Source organism: Streptomyces sp. P13-3-3 (genome assembly GCF_050571355.1).
GTDB lineage: Bacteria > Actinomycetota > Actinomycetes > Streptomycetales > Streptomycetaceae > Streptomyces > Streptomyces althioticus.
The window spans coordinates 678,428-698,073 of the sequence record NZ_CP192228.1 but is presented as its reverse complement, the minus strand read 5'-3'; the positions used below and the strand labels follow the sequence as shown (position 1 = coordinate 698,073).

The window sequence follows — 19,646 nt, the reverse complement described above, 5'->3', positions numbered from 1 at the left end:
GTGACCACCCGTCACAGCGGGTGGCGCATCCAGACGTTGGGCTCGACGTACACGGCGTGGTCGCGCTCCACGTCGCAGTGGACCGGCGCCAGCGCCCGGGGGACCTCGACCGGTCCTGAGGTGTCGAAGGGAAGACCCGTCCAGTGGCGCCACTGGTCCAGGGACGCCGACACGGTCATGGACGCCGGCGCCACCCGCTCGACGGTGGCGCCGGCGCGGGCGTGGACGCGCATCCACGGGTCCTCCGGCAGCCCGTCGGGGCGCACCCGGCGGACGTACTCCTCGACCGGGGTGCGCGGTTCGAGGTGCTTGGCGCTGGGGCGTACGGGGGCGACGACCTCGGTGAAGCCGTGCGCCCGGGCGTTGTCCCGCATCGCGGTGAGCATCAGCGCGGACAGCCCGTGGCCCTGCGCCTCGGGGGTGACGGTGACCGCGATCGCGCTGACGGTGTCGGGCCGCACGCCGTTGCGCAGGTCGGCGAAGGCCCAGACCAGCACCTGGTCCCAGCCGCTCGCGGGCAGGCTGCCGCGGCCCGGGGCGTGCAGCGCGAACGGCACGCTGTGGGCGGTGGCCACGACCTCGCCGCGCTCGTCCTCGGCGAAGAGCACGTAGGCGGGCAGCTCGGCGGCGATGCGCGGGAAGCAGGCGGAGCCCACGAGGTCCGCGATCACGAACTCCGGCCAGCTGTCCGCCATCTCCCACACGTCGCGTGCTCGGTCGGGCCGCTCGGCGAGACTCGTGATCTTGTACGTCATGGACGGCACGGTAGGCGTGGGCACGGCGCCCGACAACCTGTTTCCCCTGCTCCCCTCTGCCCTGCCCTCCGGCGGACGGCAGGGGCTCGGCGGACGGCGGGGTTCAGACCCCGCACTGCTCCCGCATGGTCTCCTTGTCCGCCTTCGTCACGGGCATCTCGTACTTCACCGCGACCTGGGCGAAGCGGACGGCGTAGGCGCAGCGGATGCCCTTGCTGGGCGGGAGCCAGGACGCCGGGCCGGAGTCGCTCTTGGCGGAGTTGGCGCTTCCGTCGACGGGGAGCAGGTTGAGCGGGTCGTTGGCCAGTTGCCGGCGCTTGGCCTCGGACCAGCGGGAGGCGCCCATCTGCCAGCTGTAGGAGAGCGGCACGACGTGGTCGATCTGCACCTCGGCGGCCTTCTGCTTGCGCCACTCGATGGTCTTGCCGGTGTAGGGGTCGGCCAGGGTGAGGGAGACGACGACGCAGTCGGAGCCGGAGCGGAAGCGCAGCTCCTGGCCGTCCCGCTGGAGGATGTCGTTGCGCGTGTCGCAGCCGTTCCGTGCGAGGGGCACGCCGTCGGCGGTGTCCATCCACGCGTAGCCGTACTCGTCGCGGTCGTAGCCGGTCTTGGGGCCGCGGCCCTTGGTGGCGACCTTGTCGATGAGCGCGGCGGCCTCGGCGCGCTCCTGCGCGTCACGGACCGGGGCGAGGCCGGGGCGGGTGCCGTCCGGGTTGTCCAGCGGGCTCGCCGCGCGTCCGTCGGGGGCCGGGGCCCCGCTGCCGCCGGACGCGGGGACGTCCACGTCGGGTATGGACTCGCATCCCGCGAGGAGGACCACCGCGACGGCGGCCGCCGCTCCTCCCGCGCGCCGCATCCTGCTGCCCCACCCCAGGTCTCGCGTCACCGCGCCCCTCCCTCGTTCTGCTGTTCTGCTGTTCTGTTCCGAGCCTGCCCCGGCGGGAGCGGCCCATCCGGAAGCTCACCGTAACGAGCGAGTGGTCCAGACCTTTCCCCGCCCGCTTGGGCACTCGACGCGATCGGCGCGTATGGTCGGATTTGAGCCACTTCGGAAGGAGCTCTGGATGGGCATCCTCGACAAGTTCAAGAGCAACAAGTCGGCACACAAGGCGGCGCACAAGGCTTCCGACGCCGCGGAGAAGAAGATGAACGAGAGGACCGGCGGCAAGTACGAGCAGCAGATCGACTCCGGTCAGCAGCAGGCGGAGCGCCGGCTCGGCATGGAGCGCGACCGCCCCGACCAGCCGTAGGACCTCACGCAGATCTCAGGGCCGTCCGCGATGCGCCTCGCGCGCACCGCGGGCGGCCCTGCCGTCCGTACGGCGGGGTCAGGATCCCAGGACCGAGGTGAGGAACTCCCCCACCCAGCCGAGCAGGTCCCGCCCGACCAGCGGCTTGCCGCCGACCTTCGCGGTCTTCGGGCGCGGCACCAGCACCTGGTGGGACGTCGGCTTGATCACCGAGCCGGGGTAGAGACGCTTGAGCCGCAGCTCCTGCGACTCACGCAGCTCCACCGGCGCGAACCGGATGTTCGTGCCCTGCAGCACGATCTCGCCGACCGCGCACGCCCGCGCGAGCATCCGCAGGCCCGCCACCAGCAGCAGGTTCTCCACCGGCTCCGGCAGCTTGCCGTAGCGGTCGACCAGCTCCTCGCGGACGGCCGCGATGTCCTCCTCGCTGTTCGCGGAGGCGATGGCCCGGTAGGCCTGGAGGCGCAGCCGCTCGCCGGGCGCGTAGTCGTGCGGGACGTGCGCGTCGACCGGCAGCTCGATCTTCACCTCGAGCGGCGCCTCCTCCTCCACCTCGCCCGTCTCCAGCTGGCGGCGGTAGTCGGCGACGGCCTCGCCGACCATCCGCACGTACAGGTCGAAGCCGACGCCCGCGATGTGCCCGGACTGCTCGCCGCCGAGCAGGTTGCCCGCGCCGCGGATCTCCAGGTCCTTCATCGCCACGTACATGCCCGCGCCCATCTCGGTGTGCTGCGCGATGGTCGCGAGACGCTCGTGCGCGGTCTCCGTCAGCGGCTTCTCCGGCGGGTAGAGGAAGTACGCGTACCCGCGCTCGCGGCCGCGGCCGACGCGTCCGCGCAGCTGGTGCAGCTGGGAGAGGCCGAAGTTGTCGCCGCGCTCGACGATCAGGGTGTTGGCGTTGGAGATGTCGATGCCGGACTCGACGATCGTCGTGGACACCAGCACGTCGAACTTCTTCTCCCAGAAGTCGACGACGACCTGCTCCAGCGCCTGCTCCGACATCTGGCCGTGGGCGGTCGCGATGCGCGCCTCGGGCACGATCTCGCGGAGCCGGGCCGCCGCCCGGTCGATGGACTCGACGCGGTTGTGGATGTAGAAGACCTGGCCCTCGCGCAGCAGTTCACGGCGGATGGCGGCGCCGATCTGCCGCTGGTCGTAGGGGCCGACGAAGGTGAGCACCGGGTGGCGCTCCTCGGGCGGGGTGGTGATCGTCGACATCTCGCGGATGCCGGTGACCGCCATCTCCAGGGTCCGCGGGATGGGCGTGGCGGACATGGTGAGCACGTCGACGTTGGCGCGGAGCTTCTTCAGCTGCTCCTTGTGCTCGACGCCGAACCGCTGCTCCTCGTCGACGATGACCAGGCCCAGGTCCTTGAACTTGGTCTCGGAGGAGAACAGCCGGTGGGTGCCGATCACCACGTCCACCGAGCCGTCCTTCAGACCCTCCAGGACCGCCTTCGCCTCGGTGTCGGTCTGGAAGCGTGACAGCGCCCGCACGTTCACCGGGAACTGCGCGTACCGCTCGCTGAACGTCCCGAAGTGCTGCTGCACCAGCAGCGTCGTCGGCACCAGCACCGCGACCTGCTTGCCGTCCTGCACGGCCTTGAACGCGGCCCGCACCGCGATCTCGGTCTTGCCGTAACCGACGTCGCCGCAGATCAGCCGGTCCATGGGAACCGACTTCTCCATGTCCTCCTTGACCTCGGCGATGGTGGTGAGCTGGTCGGGCGTCTCCGCGTAGGGGAAGGCGTCCTCCAGCTCGCGCTGCCAGGGGGTGTCCTGGCCGAAGGCGTGACCCGGCGCCGCCATCCGCGCGCTGTACAGCTTGATCAGGTCGGCGGCGATCTCCTTGACGGCCTTCTTGGCGCGCGCCTTGGTCTTGGTCCAGTCGGCACCGCCGAGCCGGTGCAGGGTGGGCGCCTCGCCGCCGACGTACTTGGTGATCTGCTCGAGCTGGTCGGTGGGGATGTACAGACGGTCGCCGGGCTGACCGCGCTTGGCCGGGGCGTACTCCACGACCAGGTACTCGCGGGTGGCGCCCTGCACGGTGCGCTGCACCATCTCGATGTACCGGCCGACGCCGTGCTGCTCGTGGACGATGTAGTCGCCCGCCTCCAGCGTGAGCGGGTCGATGGTCTTGCGGCGCCGGGCGGGCATCCGGGCGCCCTCGCGGCCGGACGCCTTCTGGCCGGTGAGGTCGGTCTCGGTGAGCACGGCCAGCTTGAGCGCCGGGGCGACGAAGCCGTGGTCGATGCAGCCGCAGGACACGTGCACGACGGACGGGGTCAGCTCGCCCAGGTCGTTGTCGAGGCGGGCGGCGATGCCCTCCCCGCCGAGCACCTCCACGGTGCGGGCGGCCGGGCCGTGGCCCTCGGTGACGTAGGCGGTGCGCCAGCCGTCGGCGATCCAGCCCTTGGTGTCGGCGAGCGCCCGCGCGGTGTCGCCGCGGTAGCTCTCGGGGGCGTGCAGGCCCAGCTTGAGCGTGTCGGCGTCGAGTTCCTCGTCGGCGGCGAACGGCGACACCGTCCACCACGGCATGTCCAGCTCGCGGGCCCGGTCCCGGACGTCGGCGAGGGACCACAGGGAGGCGGCGCCGACGTCGATGGGCGCCTCGCCCCCGCCGGCGGTGGCCGCCCAGGACGCCTGCAGGAACTCCTGCGAGGTGGCGACCAGGTCGGAGGCGCGCGTGCGCACCCGCTCCGGGTCGCAGACGACGGTCATGGCGCCCTTGGGCAGCACGTCCAGCAGCAGCTCCATGTCGTCGACGAGGACCGGGGCGAGGGACTCCATGCCCTCCACCGCGATGCCCTCGGCGATCTTCCCGAGCAGCTCGCCCAGCTCCGGGTGCTCCTCGGCGAGCACCCGCGCCCGCTCGCGCACCTCGTCGGTGAGCAGCAGCTCACGGCAGGGCGGCGCCCACAGTCCGTGCTCGGCGACCTCCAGGGACCGCTGGTCGGCGACCTTGAAGTAGCGGATCTCCTCGATGTCGTCGCCCCAGAACTCCACCCGCAGGGGGTGCTCCTCGGTGGGCGGGAACACGTCGAGGATGCCGCCGCGCACCGCGAACTCGCCGCGCTTCTCCACCAGCTCCACGCGCGCGTACGCGGCGGCGGCGAGGGCGTCGACGACGTCGTTCAGGTCGGCGCTCTGCCCGGTGCGCAAGGAGACGGGCTCCAGGTCGCCGAGGCCCTTGACCTGCGGCTGGAGCACGGAGCGCACGGGGGCGACGACGACGGAGACGGGGCCGGTCTCGGGGTCGTCGGGGCGGGGGTGGGCCAGGCGCCGCAGCACGGCGAGGCGGCGGCCGACGGTGTCGCTGCGGGGGCTGAGCCGCTCGTGCGGCAGCGTCTCCCAGGACGGGTACTCCACGACGCCCTGGGGCGGGAGCAGCGAGCGCAGGGCGGCCGCCAGGTCCTCCGCCTCGCGTCCCGTGGCCGTCACGGCGAGCACGGGGCGGCCGGCGTCACGGGCCAGGGCGGCGACCGCGAACGGACGGGCCGCGGGCGGGCCGACCAGGTCGACGTGCATGCGGTTGCCGTCGGCGGCGGCCGTGACCGCTTCCGCGAGGGCGGTGTCCTTGACGACGGCGTCGAGCAGACCGTGCAGGCTCATGCGGGGCGGAATCCCTTCCGGGGATGTGCAACACGACGGGCCCGACGCGCGCCGCGGGCCGGGGGTGTCCAGGGTACGTCGACCCGCCGACAGCCGCCGGAGCTGTGGACGACGACGGGCCACGCGCCTCCCCCCGCCGCACACGCCGGTGCCGGAAGGCCCCCCCGTGGGACCTTCCGGCACCGGTCTCCCCGCAACCCCCGTGTGCGGTGAACTCCTGCTGCTCCTGCCGGCCGCTACTCGGTGGCGATGGCGTTGAGGACGTTCATCCGGCCCGCCCGGAACGCCGGGACCAGCGCGGCGAACAGGCCGACGAACGCCGATCCGACGAACACCCCGGCGATGGTGGGCCACGGGATGTCGAGGACCTTCAGCCCCTCCAGGGCGAGGAGCTGCTGGGCGGTCGCGCCCCAGCCGAGGCCCAGTCCGAGGCCCAGGAGGGCGCCGAAGAGGGCGATGACGACCGACTCCATGCGGATCATGCGGCGCAGCTGGCGGCGCGAGAGGCCGATGGCCCGCATCAGGCCGATCTCCCGGGTGCGCTCCACGACCGACAGGGCCAGCGTGTTCACCACGCCCAGGATCGCCACGACGATCGCCAGCGCCAGCAGGCCGTAGATCATGTTCAGCAGCTGCCCGATCTGGTCCTTCAGAGCCTCCTTGTAGTCGGTCTGGTCGCGCACCTCGAACTGCGGGAAGCGGTCCATGGACTGCTTCAGGGCCGCGTACGCGGCGTCCTTCTGGCCGTCCTTCGCCGAGGCGAGCACCATCATGGTGAGCGGCATCTTGTCCGCGGGCACATACCGGGCGAGGGTGTCGATCGACGTGTACATCGCGCCGGCGTCGATGACGCCCTCGCTGCTGGTCACGGCCCGCACGGTGAGGGTGCCGGTCCTGCCGCCCTCGAAGGCGACGTCGACCGTCGAGCCGAGGGTGATGCCGTGGTCCTTCGCGTAGTCCTCGTGGACGGACATGGAGTCCGGCCGGAAGGCGTCCGCGAGCTTCCCCTCGACGGTCTCCATGCGCATGTCGACGGCGTACGTCGGGTCGGTCGCGGTGATCGCGGTGTCGTCGCTGGTCTTCCCGTCGGGCGTGGTGAAGTCGGCCTGCGTCCACTTGTACTCGGTGACCCGGTCCAGGCCCTCGGTGGCCCTGATCGCGGCGACGGCCTCCGGGGTGAGGTCCATGCCGTTGTCGTCCTGGACGATGAAGTCCGTGCCGACGACCTTGTCGAGCTCCTCCGTGGCCGAGGCGACCATCGAGGAGCCCACCACGGACAGGCACGCCACCAGAGCGAGCCCGATCATCAGCGCGGCGCCGGTGGCACCGGTGCGGCGCGGGTTGCGCAGGGCGTTGCGCTCGGCCATGCGGCCCACGGGGCCGAAGGCCCGCAGCAGGACCGCGCCGAGGACGCGGACCACGCCGCTCGCCAGCACCGGGCCGACGACGACGAAACCGATGAGGGAGAGCACCACGCCCAGGCCCAGCCAGAGCGAGCCCTCGGTGGCCTTGTCCGCGCTGCCCGCCAGGTAGAGGGTGTAGCCGCCGGCGCCGGTGAGGACCAGGCCGGTCAGGCCCCGGATGCGGCCGGCCTTGGCGTCGGCCGGGGTGCCGGCGTCGCGCAGCGCGGCCATCGGCGAGATCTTTCCGGCGCGGCGGGCGGGCAGGTAGGCGGCGAGGACGGTGACGACCACGCCGAGAAGCAGGCCCAGCGCCGGGGTCGTCCAGGCGACGGTGAGGTCGCTCGTGGACAGCTCCATGCCGATGGCGCCCATCAGCTTCATCAGGCCGACCGCGAGGCCGATGCCCGCGCCGACGCCGAGGACCGAACCGACGAGGCCGAGCAGCAGGGCTTCGATCAGCACCGACCGGTTGACCTGCTTGCGGGAGGAGCCGATGGCCCGCATCAGGCCGATCTCCCGGGTGCGCTGGGCGACCAGCATGGAGAAGGTGTTGATGATCAGGAAGATGCCGACGAGGAAGGCGATCCCGGCGAAGCCGAGCATCGCGTACTTCAGGACGTCCATGAAGTCGCCGACGCTCTCCTTGTTGGCGTCCGCGCTCTCCTTGGCGGTCTGCACCTTGTAGTCGGTGCCGAGCGCGGTCAGGACGTTCCGCTTCAGCTGGTCGTCGCTGACGCCGGCCGCGGCGGTGACGTTGACGTTGGTGTAGACGCCGCTCTCGCCGACCAGGGTCCGCTGGGCGGTCGCCGTGTCCAGGAAGAAGATCGCGGCGCCGGGGTTGGTGACGGTGAAGTCGGCGATGCCGGAGATCTTCGCGGTGTGGGTGCCGAGGGCGCTGATCACGCCGATCTCGTCGCCGAGCGCCAGGTCGTGCTTGTCGGCGGTGTCGGCGTCGACCATGATCTGGTCCGCGCCCTCGGGGGCCGCACCGTCGGTGATCTCCATGGTGCGGGCGTCGTTGGCGTTCCAGCTGCCGACGATGGTCGGGCCGCCGCTGGTGGGCGAGAGGTTGTCCTTGTCGCCGTCGACGACGGTCACGGAGGTGGAGAACACCGTGCCTTCGGCCGACTTCACGCCCTGCGCGCCGCGCACCTGGTCGACCACGGCCGCCGGGATCACCGGCGGCTTGCCGTTGCCGGCGGTCGTCTCACCGCCGTCGTCGGCGTCCTTGGAGCTGACCGTGACGTCCGAGGCGGTCGCCGCGAACAGCTTGTCGAATGTGGTGCCCATGGTGTCCGTGAACACCAGCGTCCCGCAGACGAACGCCACCGACAGCAGCACCGCCACCGCCGACAGCGCCATGCGTCCCTTGTGCGCGAGGAAGTTGCGCATCGAGGTCTTCAGCACGGTCATGACGTGCGCCCCCGGGCGTCGAAGTCCTTCATGCGGTCGAGGACCTGCTCGGCGGTGGGCTGGTGCATCTCGTCGACGATGCGGCCGTCGGCCAGGTACAGCACGCGGTCCGCGTAGGAGGCGGCGACGGGGTCGTGGGTGACCATGACGATGGTCTGGCCCAGCTCGTCGACCGAGCGGCGCAGGAAGCCGAGCACCTCGGCGCCGGCGCGGGAGTCGAGGTTGCCGGTCGGCTCGTCACCGAAGATGATCTCCGGCCGGGCGGCCAGCGCCCGCGCCACGGCGACCCGCTGCTGCTGGCCGCCGGAGAGCTGCGTCGGCCGGTGCTTGAGCCGCTCGGCGAGCCCGACGGTCTCCACCACCCGGTCCAGCCACGCCTTGTCGGGCTTGCGGCCTGCGATGTCCATGGGCAGCGTGATGTTCTCGAGCGCGTTGAGCGTCGGGAGCAGGTTGAACGCCTGGAAGATGAAGCCGATCCGGTCGCGGCGCAGCCGGGTCAGCTTCTTGTCCTTCAGCCCGGTGATCTCGGTGTCGTCCAGGTAGATCTGACCGCTCGTCACGGTGTCGAGCCCGGCGAGGCAGTGCATCAGCGTGGACTTGCCGGACCCCGAGGGGCCCATGATCGCGGTGAACTGACCGCGGGCGATGTCCACGTCGACGTGGTCGAGGGCGACGACACGGGTCTCCCCCGACCCGTACGCCTTCACGACCTGCCGCGCCCGCGCGGCAACGGCCGTAGTCCCTCCAGTACCCCCGTGCCTGGGAATGGTCACAGCCGATGTCACGGTATGTCTCCTATGTCGGTCGTCAAGAGAAAGCGGTGCTCCCGGCGGCCGTCCTGGCCTGCGGCGGCCGCCCGGTGCGTGGTGTGCGGTTCGTGCTTCAGTCTGGCGGGGGGAGGGGGTCCGGCGCGCTGGTGTTCAGCGCAGTCTTCCGCTGTGGAAAACCCCACCCCCGGTGCTGTGCTCCGCCACCCCCCAGCGGCGTAAAGCCAGGTTAAGGACGGGGGCGGCCCCGGTTCGTCCTCCGCCGGGACGAACCCTCCCCGAGCCGCAGTACGGAGGTGCCCCTAAGGGCTCTCCCTCGTGGGGCGGAGACCGTCTCGGGGTCGCTCCTCCCTTCGGCTCCCCCGGCCTCCTCCTGTCCGCATCCGCGGACCCGGCCCGTCCGGCGCCGCCCAGCGTCCCCCCTGCCGCCGCGTCAGGGTCAAGCGGAGAGTCCGCCGATGGACAGCTCGATGTCCCGCGTACACCGCAAAAGTCGGAGTTAATCCGGGTAACACCCCAGCTCAGGGCATGTACCACCCCCGAGAGCGCTCCCTCGCGCGCGAGTTGCGCCAAACCGTCGCGCTCCGCTCTACGCGCGAGTAACGTGCGGGCTCCGCTCCGCCACCCCCCTCCCTGCGGTCCCCGCACGGACCCGAGCCACGCAAGGAGCACGGGATGCCCGCCGACCCCTTCCCCCCTCCGCCCGACCCGCACCGACCCCCGCCCCCGTACGCCGATGGCCCGTACACGGATCCCCGCGCGGGCGTCCCGTACGCCGCCTCCCCCACCCACCACACCTACCCCTGGCTGCCGCCCGCCCCGCCCCCGCCCCGGCCGCACCGGGCCCCCCGGCACGCCCCGCTGGGCCACCACAGCGACCTGCGCCGGCTGCGCCGCGCCTACCGCCGGCAGCGCCGGACCGCCACCCTCACCGCGCTCGGCTACTTCGTGCTCTTCCTGGTGCTGTCCGCGTTCGCGCCGTCCCTCATGACCGGCACCACCGCCGGTGTCCCCACCGGCCTGCTGCTCGCCGTGGGCCAGGTGCCCGTCACCTGGCTCGCCGTCGCCCTGTACGAGGCGACCGCGCGCCGCCGCGTGGACCCGCTGGCCGGCCTGATCCGCCGTCAGGCCGTGGTCGACGCGCGTCGGGAGGCGGTCCGGTGAGCCCGCTGTTCGGCGACACCGCCGAAACGATGTCCCTGGTGGGGTTCTCCGCGGTCGCCACCGTCACCCTGCTGCTGTGCGTGCTGACCGGCCCCGACCGGGACGACCTCGACGAGTTCTACACCGGCTACGGCTCCCTCTCCCCCATGCGCAACGGTCTCGCGATCGCCGGTGACTACATCTCCGCCGCGACCGTCCTCGGCACGAGCGGCGTCATCGCCCTGTTCGGCTACGACGGCGTCGTCCTCGCGCTCAGCACCGCCCTGTCGCTGATGCTGCTGATGTTCCTGCTGGCCGAACCCCTGCGCAACGCGGGCCGGTTCACCATGGGCGACGCGCTGACCCGCCGCATGCCGGGCGGCCGCTCGGTGCGGATCACCGCCAGCGCCGTCACCCTCGCCTCTCTGCTGCCCCTGATGCTGGTGCAACTCGCCGGAACCGGACAGCTCATGGGATTCATCCTGGGCTTCTCCGGCGAGTCGATGCAGACCGGGTGCATCGTCGGCGTGGGCGCGCTGATGATCGGTTACGCGGCGATCGGCGGTATGAAGGGCACCGCCCTCATCCAGATCCTGAAGATCGTGCTGCTGCTCGGCTCCGGCCTGGTGGTCGCCGCGCTGACGCTGCACCGCTTCGACTGGAACCCGGGCGCCCTCTTCGACGCGGCAGCCGCCAACAGCGGCGCCGGCGACGCCTTCCTCGCGTCCGGACTGCAGTTCACCGGCAGCGCGAGCCCCGGCATCGACATGATCAGCTCGCATCTCACGGTGGTCCTCGGCGGCGCCTGCCTCCCCCACATCACCATGCGCATGTACACCGCGGACAGCGCCCGTCAGGTACGCCGCTCGATGTCCTGGGCGGTGTCGGGCGTGGCGCTGTTCGTCCTGGTCATCACGGTCGTCGGGTTCGGCGCGACCGCGCTGCTCGGGCGGGCCGTCGTCGCCGGGGCCGACCCGCGGGGCAACACCGCCTACCTGCTCGGCACCCGCGCGGTGTTCGGAGCGGAGGTGTCCACCGCGGAGACCGTCCTGTTCACCACCGTCACCACGGCGATCTTCCTGACCGTCCTCGCCTCCGTCGCCGGGATGATCCTCGCCTGCGCCAACTCCCTCGCGCACGACGTGTTCGCCGCCCGGGTCCGGGAGATGACGCCGCGCCGCGAGATGCTGCTGGCCCGCCTGTCCGCCGCGGCCGTCGGCGTGCCCGCGATCCTGCTGGCCACCCTGGTGCAGCACCACAGCCTGCACCCGCTGATCACGCTGTCCTTCTGCCTGGGCGCCTCGGCCATCGCCCCGGCCCTCGTCTACAGCCTCTTCTGGCGCCGCTACACGCGCACCGGCCTGCTCGCCACCCTCGTCGGAGGAACCGTCTCCGTGCTGGTGCTGATGCCGGGCACCAACCTGGTCTCCGGCTCCCCCGTGGCCGCCTTCCCCGACGCCGACTTCAACTTCTTCCCCCTCACCACCACCGGTCTGCTGTCCATCCCGTTCGGCTTCCTCTGCGGCTGGCTCGGCACCGTCGTCTCCGGCCGCGCCCGGGCGGAGGAACAGCGCCGCCAGTACGAGGCGGTGGAGGGCTGGATCCTCGCCGGCGCCGTCCGCAGAAGGCCCTGACCGGCGGAGGACACCGACCGGCGGCAACAGCGGCCGGCCGCGCGGGAAGGGTCACTCCACGGCGCGGCCGGTCAGCGCGCTCAGGCTCGCGGACACGTGGTCCATCTGCATCTGCACGTCCTCCCGCCGGTCGGCGTGCTCCCGCAGCACCCGCTCGGTCTCCCGCTCTACGCCCTCCACCCGGGACCGCGCCTCGGCCAGCACCTCCGCCGCCCGCTCCCGCGCCTCGTCCGCGCAGCGCCGGGCCGCCTCCTCCGCGTCGGCGAACGCCTGCCGCGCCTCCGCGAGCACCTTCTCGGCGCGCTCCTCCGCCTCCGTCTGCCGCGCGTCCAGCTCCGCCGCCCGCGCCGCCTCCTCCCGGGCGACCTCGTCGAGCCGCTGCGCCTGCGCCCTGGCCTCCTCGGCGAGCAGCTCCGAGGTGCGCTCCCGCAGCCGCCGCACCTCCGCCAGCGCCTCGGTGCGCCGCTCCTTCACGTCGAGCCGCGCCTCGACACGGATCTCGTCGGCCTTCTCCCGCGCCGCGGCCAGCCGCTCCCGGGCGTACTCGTCGGCGACGCCGCGCAGCGTGGCCGCGTACGCCCGCGCGGCCCCCTCCACCTCGGCGGCGTCGTCGCGCGCCAGGTCCTCCAGGTCCCGCGCGTGCTGCCGCGCCGACTCCCGTACGGCCACGGCCTCCTCCAGCGCCAGCAGGAACAGCCGCCGCGGCCCGTCGCCGAGCGACTCGTACGTCTGCTCCGGCAGCCCGGCCGCCCGCTCCCGCAGCCGTTCGAGCTCCTCCTCCATCTCCCGCGCCAGGACGGTCAGCCGCGCCGCGCGCTCCCAGGCGGCGTCCCGGTCGTCCGACAGCGCCTCGACGTACGCGATCACCTGGAGCGGGCGGTACCCGCGCCCCCGGCGGACGATCTCGAACCCCTGCGACGACACCGATGTGCTGCTGCTCACCCTGGAACCCCTTCCACCGACGGACATGAAGCCCAGCACGACGACCGAGCACAAAAAGGGATGAATCGCGCACATCTTGATCGATGGCGAGGACGTGTTCATAACGCGACACTCCGCTCGCCGGGCCCCGCGACGGGCGGACACACGAAAGCCGGGCCCGGTCGTCGTCACGACCGGGCCCGGCTCACGGGTCACACCTTCAGCGGCGGCGGCTCACAGCAGCCCGTCCCACATCTGCTCCAGCAGCACCGACCACCACGTCTCCGGCGACCCCAGCGCCGCCGGGTCCAGCGCGGCCAGCTGCGCCTGGAAGTCGACGGTCCAGCGGCCCGCCTGCTCCTGGTTCAGCCCGAACCGCAGACGCCACATCCGGCCCAGCAGCGCCAGGCAGCGCGCGAACTCCGGCAGCCCGGTGTTCACGAACTGCGGCGGCACCGCCGTACCGCCCGGACCGGCCTCCACCGGCACCGCGACGATGTTCGCCGTGCCGTACTGCACACAGACCGCCTTGCCGAAGTCGCTGCCCATCACCAGGTACGAGCCCGCGTCCGGCGCCGGCTGCACACCCCGCTCCGCGGCCAGCTCCGCCAGCGTCGGCACCGGGCGGCCCGGCTGGGCCTGCGCCCAGAAGAACGGCCCCATGTCCGTCGGCAGCCCCGCCGTCACCAGCGTGTGCGCCACCACCGGCGGCACGCCCTGACGGGACACCGCCGCCTGCTCGAACCGGAACACGCCCGGCCCGAACGCGGCCGCCAGCTCCTGCCCGATCGCCTCCGGCGGGATCGGCGGGGCCGGCTGCACCGGCGGGATCGGCGCCCGCACCGGGGCGGGACGCGCGGGACCGTCCGCCACCTGGTGCAGCTCGCCCTGGTGGGCCAGGAGCTGCTGCATGCCCTGCTGCCGGCTCGCGTGGTCCGTGCCGTACGGCGCGATCGACGTGATGCGCGCCTGCGGCCACTGCTCACGGATCATCCGCGCGCAGTACGCGCCCGGAAGCTCGCACGACTCCAGCTCCGTGTGCAGTTCCAGCACCTGGTTCGGCGGCACGTTCATCGCGCGCAGCTCGTGGAAGATCTGCCACTCCGGGTGCGGGGTGCCCGGCGCGGAACGCCGGATCAGCTGCTGCTCGGAGCCGTCCTGCGCGCGGTAGCGCAGCACGGCCTGGTAGCCGGGGCCGACGGTCGGCTGACCGGGCGGCTGCTGCGGATAGCCGTACGCCGGCGGCTGCCCCGGCGCGGGAGCACCCGGCGGGGGCATGGCGCCGGGAGGCATCGCCCCGGGCGGCGCCATCGGCGGGGTACCGGGCGCACCGGGCGGCGGCGGAGGCGCGCCCGGACCGCCGACGGGCGGCGCGGCCAGGACGGTCTCCGCGTGGTGCACCGGCGGGGCGCCGGGGGCGTTGCCCGGGGCGCCGGGAGTGCCGGGAGCACCGGGGGGCTGGGGCGCGCCGGGCTGACCGGGGGCACCCGGAGCACCGGGCGGGCCGGGAGGCTGGGGCGCCCCGGAGGCCCCGGGCTGACCGGGAGTGCCGGGAGCACCGGGCGGCTGGGGCGCGCCGGGAGCACCCGGGGCGCCGGGCCGGCCGGGCTGCCCCGGGGCACCGGGCGGACCAGGAGGCTGAGGCGCACCCGGCTGACCCGGAGCACCGGGCGGGCCCGGAGGCGTAGGCACCCCGGCGCCCGAGCTGTTCGGATCGGCGAGCATCGTCGCCGCGTGATGCACCCCGCCCGGAGGCGTACCGGGCGCACCCGGCGGAGGCGGAGTCGGCGCCCCCGGCGGAGGCGTCTGCCCGCCGCCCGGGCCGTCCGGCCCCTCCGGTCCCAGCGACGACACGAGCTGCGTGGGCACGTAACCGCTCCCACCCTGCGCGGGAGCGGGCGCGGGCGTACCGCCGGGACGCGCGCCCGGCGTCCCCGGCGCGCCCGGAGGCGGCGGGGTCGTCGGACCCTGCCCCCGCTTCGGCGGCGGGGTCGCCTTGCTGGTCGCGGCGTCCGCGATGTCACCGGCGTCCGGCGCGCCCGGAGCCTGCGGAGGCGCGGGCGTACCCGGCGCCGGGGTGCCGGGGGCACCCGCCTGGCTAGGAGGCGGCGGCGTCCCAGGGGGCCCCGCCTGGGTGGGAGGCGGCGGAGCCGGCTGCCCCGGCCGGACCGCCGGCGCGACCGCCGTCGGCGGCAGCTGGGAGCCACCCGACATCAGCGCCGTCTGCGCGTCGGGCGTCGCCGGAGCGTCCTCGCCCGGCTCCCGCACCTGCGGCGCGTACACGGTCTGCGGCAGCGGCACCGAGCGGTCCTCGCCCGCGTCGCCCGTGGTGTCCGTACCGGCCCACGGCGTGCCCTCGTCCGCACCGCCGCCGGCCGCCGGCCACGCCGAACCACTGCCGTCGGAGGCGGACGCCGAGGCACCGGAACCCGCCGGGGACTCCGCGTCGGCGCCCCGGCCCGCACCCGTGGACGACGACGCCCAGCTCGCGTCGGGCGCACCCGCCTGCCCCGGCACCGCACCCGACGCCGGCCCGGCACCGGACCCCGCCGACGCCGGCGCGGACCCGTCCGAGGCCACCCCGGCGGCACCCCCCGACGTCTCCCCGCGCCGGTCCGGGATCCCCAGCCGGTCCGCCGCCTCCTGCAACCACTCCGGAGGACTCAGCAAGAACGACGTCTGATTGAGGTCCACCCGCGCCGGAGGCTCGGGCGCCGGCTCCTCCGCCGCCGCCTCGTCCCTGCCGTACTCCTCCTCGTACCGGCGGATCACCTCACCCACCGGCAGCGCCGGCCACAGCGTGGCCTCACCGCTGTCCCGGGCGATCACCAGCCGCTGCCCGCCGCCGTCCGAACGCGGACCGTCCGCACGGTCCTCCGCCCACACCACGAACCCGAGACCGAACTCCCGCACCCGCACCTCACGGTGCTGATACGCGGGCACGTCCCCGTTGACCCACTCCTCCGCACGCTCCTGCGCCTGCGCGAACGTCACCATCGCTACGACTCACTCCCCCGCGGAAGAAACCGGAACGGCACGCGCGAACCCGCCGTCCACCATCAGATTCGCCACCGTCTCCAACTCCGGAGGAGACCCCGCGAGCCGCGACAGGAACACGTCGAAATCCTCACCGCACGGAAGCAGCAACCGCTCCACACGCTCCGCCGGCGGCAACGACGGATCCACGTCCCGCACATCGTCGTACGCGCAGAACCACACCGACCCCTGCCGCTCGCCCCGCACCTTCACCGCCAGCAGACCACCCTGCACGAACGCGACACACAGATAGTCCTTCGTCAGGTGGTCCCGCAGACACTTGTTCACATACACCAGGTCGTTGACCGCGGCCTCGTCCCGCACCGTGAAGAACGGCTGGTCCACCAGCAGACCCAGCTCCGCGTCCAGCGCCGTCCCCACCGGCGCGCACCCGCCCGCCGCCTTCAGGAACGACCGGTACGCACCCGGCAACCGGTACCCGAGATCCTCCTCGACACCCAGCACCTGCGACTCCGTCACCGCCACACCCGACTTCGGCAACCCGAAATGCGCCGGACGCGTCTCCTGCAACGGCCGCGTCCCCCGCTTCGCGTGATCCACCGCCGCCGTCGCCACACCACCGTGATGCCGCAGCAACGCCTTCACCTCGACCGGCACCAGCTCAAGACGCCGCGTCCCCGCCACGTGATGCCACGTCCAGCCGTGCGGCGTCGCCACCGCAGGCACCGTGTCCCACAACTCGTGACCCGTCGCCGCCAGCGCCGCGTTCGCCGACACATAGTCCGTAAGCCGCAGCTCGTCCACGCCGAAACCCTCCGGCGGATCCGCGATCTCCGCGGCCGCGCGCGCGTACGGCGAGAAGTCGGGGTAACCACGCTCGTCCACCCGCACCCCTCTGGGGTGACGGGCCGCCCGCACCGGATCCGGGAAGTGCACGACCTGCCCGGCATAGGCCGCGTTCGGCGGCGCGGCGGTCTGCCCGAGCCGACCTGTCGTCATGGCGGTTGCCCCCTGCGGCACTCTGTACGCCCCGCCCGCCCCACCGTCAGGGCCGTCACGGAACGTATTCGACTGTCACGTCTGTCTCGACTGCTTCACCACCACGAACCCCCGGCGCCCACACACGGAACACCGCCGGATCGCGGTGCCGACAGCCTATGCGGTACACCCCCACCGGTCACCGGGCACCGGTCACCAGCCCCTCCGCTTCCGTGACCCCACGTCACCCCACCGTGACAGCCCGCCCCCGCCCTGGCGTGTCGCCCCGCCCCAGCTTCCCCAGCCGCCACGCGATTTGGCACTCTGTGACCACCGGGGGGATGCTCGGGAGGGGATGACGATCATGAACGCGACGCAGACGGGGACGCACACCGGACCAACCGGCGACCCCCGCTCAGGCGACCCCCGCATCGGCTGGAGCGCCACCGACACCACCCCCGCGCCCACCCTCCGGCACCGCCGCGACGGCATCCTCCCCACCATCGCCGCCGCCCTCTCCGTCCGCGGCGCCACCCTCACCGGCACCGCCGCCCGCGGCGACACACCCCCCGCACTCCACCCACTCGTCCAGGACTTCCTCGACACCCTCACCAGCGACCAGCGCGACCGCTTCACCGGACGCTGCGCCGAAACCATCCTCATCTCCCGGCACATCGCCACCGCCGACGCCGCCCGCAGCAAAAGAGCCGCCCGCAAACCCATGACCAACGGCGAGGCCCGCAAAGCCCTCAAGCACGCCAAACTCACCACCCGCCGCATCCGCGAGGACGGCGACCCCCTCCACGGCAGCTACGCCGCCCCCTGCCGCGCCTGCACCGCCCTCACCGCCCACTTCGGCGTCCGCACGGTCGACCCCGCCGCCACCGACGGCTGAACCACCCCCCGCACCACCACACGACCTCGACGAACGAAGAGCAGATGCACACCGACCGCACCTCGACCACCAGATTCGCCGTCCCCGTCGACGCCGCACTGCGCGCCGCCGGATGGCAACCCGGACGCTGGGACATCAAACAGGCCGAGATCTGGGCCGACACCCTCCGCGACCACACCTCCCCCGCAGGACACCGGCACACCGTCTTCCCCGCCGCCGTCGAGGCCTGGGCCGAATTCGGCGGACTCCACATCCGGCCCACCGGACCCGGCCGCCAGATCGCCCCCACCCCGCTCCACATCGACCCCCTGCACGGACTGCACCTCGCCCGCACCCTCGGCGACCTCGGCCGCGCCCTCGACACCCAGGTCTGCCCCCTCGGCGCCGAACCCGGCACCCAGGCACTCCTCGCCATCGACGCACAGGGCCGCGTCTACGCCCTCGACCACACCGGCGACTGGTACCTCGGCCCCGACATCGACCACGCCCTCGCCACCCTGATCTCCGGCACCACACCCCAACGCCTCACCGCCGGCTGACCCCCGCCGCACACCGACAGACCTACGCCGCCGGAATCACCGCCGACACCCGGAAACCCCCCGCGTCCGTCGGCCCCGACACGAACACACCCCCCAGCGCCGACACCCGCTCCCGCATCCCCACCAGACCGTTGCCCCCCGACGGCAACCCCGCCGACGAACCCGCCCCCGACGGCGGCTCGTTCTCCACCTGCATCGCGATCTCCGACACCCGATGCGCCAGCCGCACATACGTCTTCGCACCCGCCGCATGCTTGTGGACGTTCGTCAACGCCTCCTGCACCACCCGGTACGCCGTCGCCTCCACCTCCGGCGCATACGCCCGGTACTCCCCCTCCACCGACAGATCCACCACCATCCCCGCCGCCGCCGACTGCCCCACCAACTCGTCGATCTCCGCCAGCGACGGCCCCTCCGCCGGCTCCTCCACCGCCACCCGCGACGCCGCGGCCGCCGCGGCCGCCCCCACCGCCGCCAACGGCACCGACGCACCCTCCGACCGGGACCGCACCGCGTCCCCGCCCGCCCGCAGCACCCCGAGCATCTCCCGCAGCTCCGTCAGCGCCTGCCGGCCCATGTCCCCCACCAGCGCGGCGTTCTTCACCGCCTTCTCCGGATCCTTCCGCGCCACCGCCTGCAACGCCGCCGCATGCACCACCATCAGACTCACCCGATGCGCCACCACGTCGTGCATCTCCCGCGCGATCCGCGTCCGCTCCTCACCCCGCGCCCACTCCGCGCGCTCCTCCGCCCGCTCCGCGAGCAACTGAAGCTCCCGCTCCAGACTGTCCGCCCGCTCCCGCAGACTCTCCATCAGCCGCCGCCGCGCCCCCACGTACAGCCCCAGCAGCACCGGCGGAGCCGTCACACCCAGCGCCATCGTCACCGACGCGAACGGCACCAGCCAGTCACCGACATCCACGTCCCCCCGCGCGATGTCCTGCCGCATCCGCACGAACATCACGATCAGCACACCCACCGACTGCATCCCCGCCAGCGACCCGATGATCCGGCGCGGCAGATCCGAAGCAGCCAACGAGTACAGGCCCACGATCCCCAGCAGGAACCCCATCGCGGCCGGCGTCACCGCGATCGCCACCAGCACCACCGCGATCGGCCACCGCCGCCGCACCAGCAACACCGACCCCGCCGCGAGACCGAACAACACCCCCACGGCGACCGGGACCCCCGCCTCCCACGCGAACGGGACCCCCTCCACCCCGCACTCCAGCGCGGACACCGCCGCGAGCCCCACATCGAGCACGGCACTGCGCCGCCGCTCCCACCACCAGGGCCCTCCCCGGGCCGTCACATGGTCTTCCCCCGTCGCGGTCATGCC

The 19,646-nt window shown here is 73.2% G+C and carries 14 protein-coding genes; 5 read left to right on the top strand and 9 right to left on the bottom strand.

What is annotated here, in order from left to right; genetic code table 11:
* Positions 1-11 precede the first annotated feature (11 nt).
* Positions 12-755 (bottom strand): acetyltransferase-like protein, encoded by a 744-nt coding sequence (locus ACQZOG_RS03310; protein ID WP_037640009.1) that lies wholly within the window; start codon positions 753-755, stop codon positions 12-14.
* A gap of 103 nt (positions 756-858) precedes the next feature.
* On the bottom strand, positions 859-1,611 hold the full coding sequence (locus ACQZOG_RS03305; protein ID WP_033278134.1) for an HNH endonuclease family protein: 753 nt from the start codon (positions 1,609-1,611) through the stop codon (positions 859-861).
* A 208-nt stretch (positions 1,612-1,819) separates the two neighbouring features.
* On the opposite strand from ACQZOG_RS03305, the gene ACQZOG_RS03300 reads away from it, so the two are divergent.
* Positions 1,820-2,005, top strand: coding sequence for an antitoxin (locus ACQZOG_RS03300; protein ID WP_033278135.1), 186 nt, complete (start codon positions 1,820-1,822; stop codon positions 2,003-2,005).
* 78 nt (positions 2,006-2,083) lie between these two features.
* Here ACQZOG_RS03300 and mfd read toward each other — a convergent pair whose 3' ends face one another.
* The 3 genes from mfd to ACQZOG_RS03285 all read right to left on the bottom strand — a co-directional run bounded on the left by mfd (position 2,084) and on the right by ACQZOG_RS03285 (position 9,218).
* Positions 2,084-5,617 (bottom strand): transcription-repair coupling factor, encoded by a 3,534-nt coding sequence (mfd, locus tag ACQZOG_RS03295; RefSeq protein WP_033278136.1) that lies wholly within the window; start codon positions 5,615-5,617, stop codon positions 2,084-2,086.
* A 236-nt stretch (positions 5,618-5,853) separates the two neighbouring features.
* Positions 5,854-8,433 carry an ABC transporter permease gene (locus tag ACQZOG_RS03290; RefSeq protein ID WP_037640010.1) on the bottom strand — a complete coding sequence of 860 codons (2,580 nt, stop codon included), beginning with the start codon at positions 8,431-8,433 and terminating at the stop codon, positions 5,854-5,856.
* Complete coding sequence (locus ACQZOG_RS03285; protein WP_033278138.1) at positions 8,430-9,218, bottom strand: ABC transporter ATP-binding protein; 789 nt, start codon at positions 9,216-9,218, stop codon at positions 8,430-8,432. The genes ACQZOG_RS03290 and ACQZOG_RS03285 overlap by 4 nt, the downstream gene beginning before the upstream one ends.
* A 657-nt stretch (positions 9,219-9,875) precedes the next feature.
* Here ACQZOG_RS03285 and ACQZOG_RS03280 point away from each other — a divergent pair.
* Together ACQZOG_RS03280 and ACQZOG_RS03275 are read left to right on the top strand one after the other, a co-directional pair.
* Positions 9,876-10,364 carry a DUF485 domain-containing protein gene (locus tag ACQZOG_RS03280; RefSeq protein ID WP_058916655.1) on the top strand — a complete coding sequence of 163 codons (489 nt, stop codon included), beginning with the start codon at positions 9,876-9,878 and terminating at the stop codon, positions 10,362-10,364.
* A gap of 29 nt (positions 10,365-10,393) precedes the next feature.
* Complete coding sequence (locus tag ACQZOG_RS03275) at positions 10,394-11,977, top strand: cation acetate symporter (RefSeq protein WP_372453485.1); 1,584 nt, start codon at positions 10,394-10,396, stop codon at positions 11,975-11,977.
* 51 nt (positions 11,978-12,028) lie between these two features.
* On the opposite strand, the gene ACQZOG_RS03270 is transcribed toward ACQZOG_RS03275, so the two are convergent.
* The 3 genes from ACQZOG_RS03270 to ACQZOG_RS03260 form a co-directional block, all read right to left on the bottom strand.
* Positions 12,029-12,946, bottom strand: a complete 918-nt coding sequence (locus ACQZOG_RS03270) for a hypothetical protein (protein ID WP_037643886.1) — start codon at positions 12,944-12,946, stop codon at positions 12,029-12,031.
* Positions 12,947-13,132: 186 nt separating this feature from the next.
* Entirely contained in the window at positions 13,133-15,895 is a 2,763-nt protein-coding gene (locus tag ACQZOG_RS03265; protein ID WP_430741261.1) for an SUKH-4 family immunity protein, read from the bottom strand.
* Positions 15,896-15,904: 9 nt separating this feature from the next.
* Complete coding sequence (locus ACQZOG_RS03260) at positions 15,905-16,894, bottom strand: SMI1/KNR4 family protein (RefSeq protein WP_058917937.1); 990 nt, start codon at positions 16,892-16,894, stop codon at positions 15,905-15,907.
* Positions 16,895-17,237: 343 nt separating this feature from the next.
* Here ACQZOG_RS03260 and ACQZOG_RS03255 point away from each other — a divergent pair, with 343 nt between their 5' ends.
* On the top strand, positions 17,238-17,768 hold the full coding sequence (locus tag ACQZOG_RS03255) for a YwqJ-related putative deaminase (protein ID WP_193455037.1): 531 nt from the start codon (positions 17,238-17,240) through the stop codon (positions 17,766-17,768).
* A gap of 44 nt (positions 17,769-17,812) precedes the next feature.
* Entirely contained in the window at positions 17,813-18,307 is a 495-nt protein-coding gene (locus tag ACQZOG_RS03250) for an SUKH-3 domain-containing protein (protein WP_193468408.1), read from the top strand.
* A gap of 22 nt (positions 18,308-18,329) precedes the next feature.
* On the opposite strand, the gene ACQZOG_RS03245 is transcribed toward ACQZOG_RS03250, so the two are convergent.
* The gene (locus ACQZOG_RS03245; RefSeq protein ID WP_430741260.1) at positions 18,330-19,643 is read right to left on the bottom strand and encodes a sensor histidine kinase; all 1,314 of its coding nucleotides are present in this window, start codon (positions 19,641-19,643) and stop codon (positions 18,330-18,332) included.
* Positions 19,644-19,646: the final 3 nt, after the last annotated feature.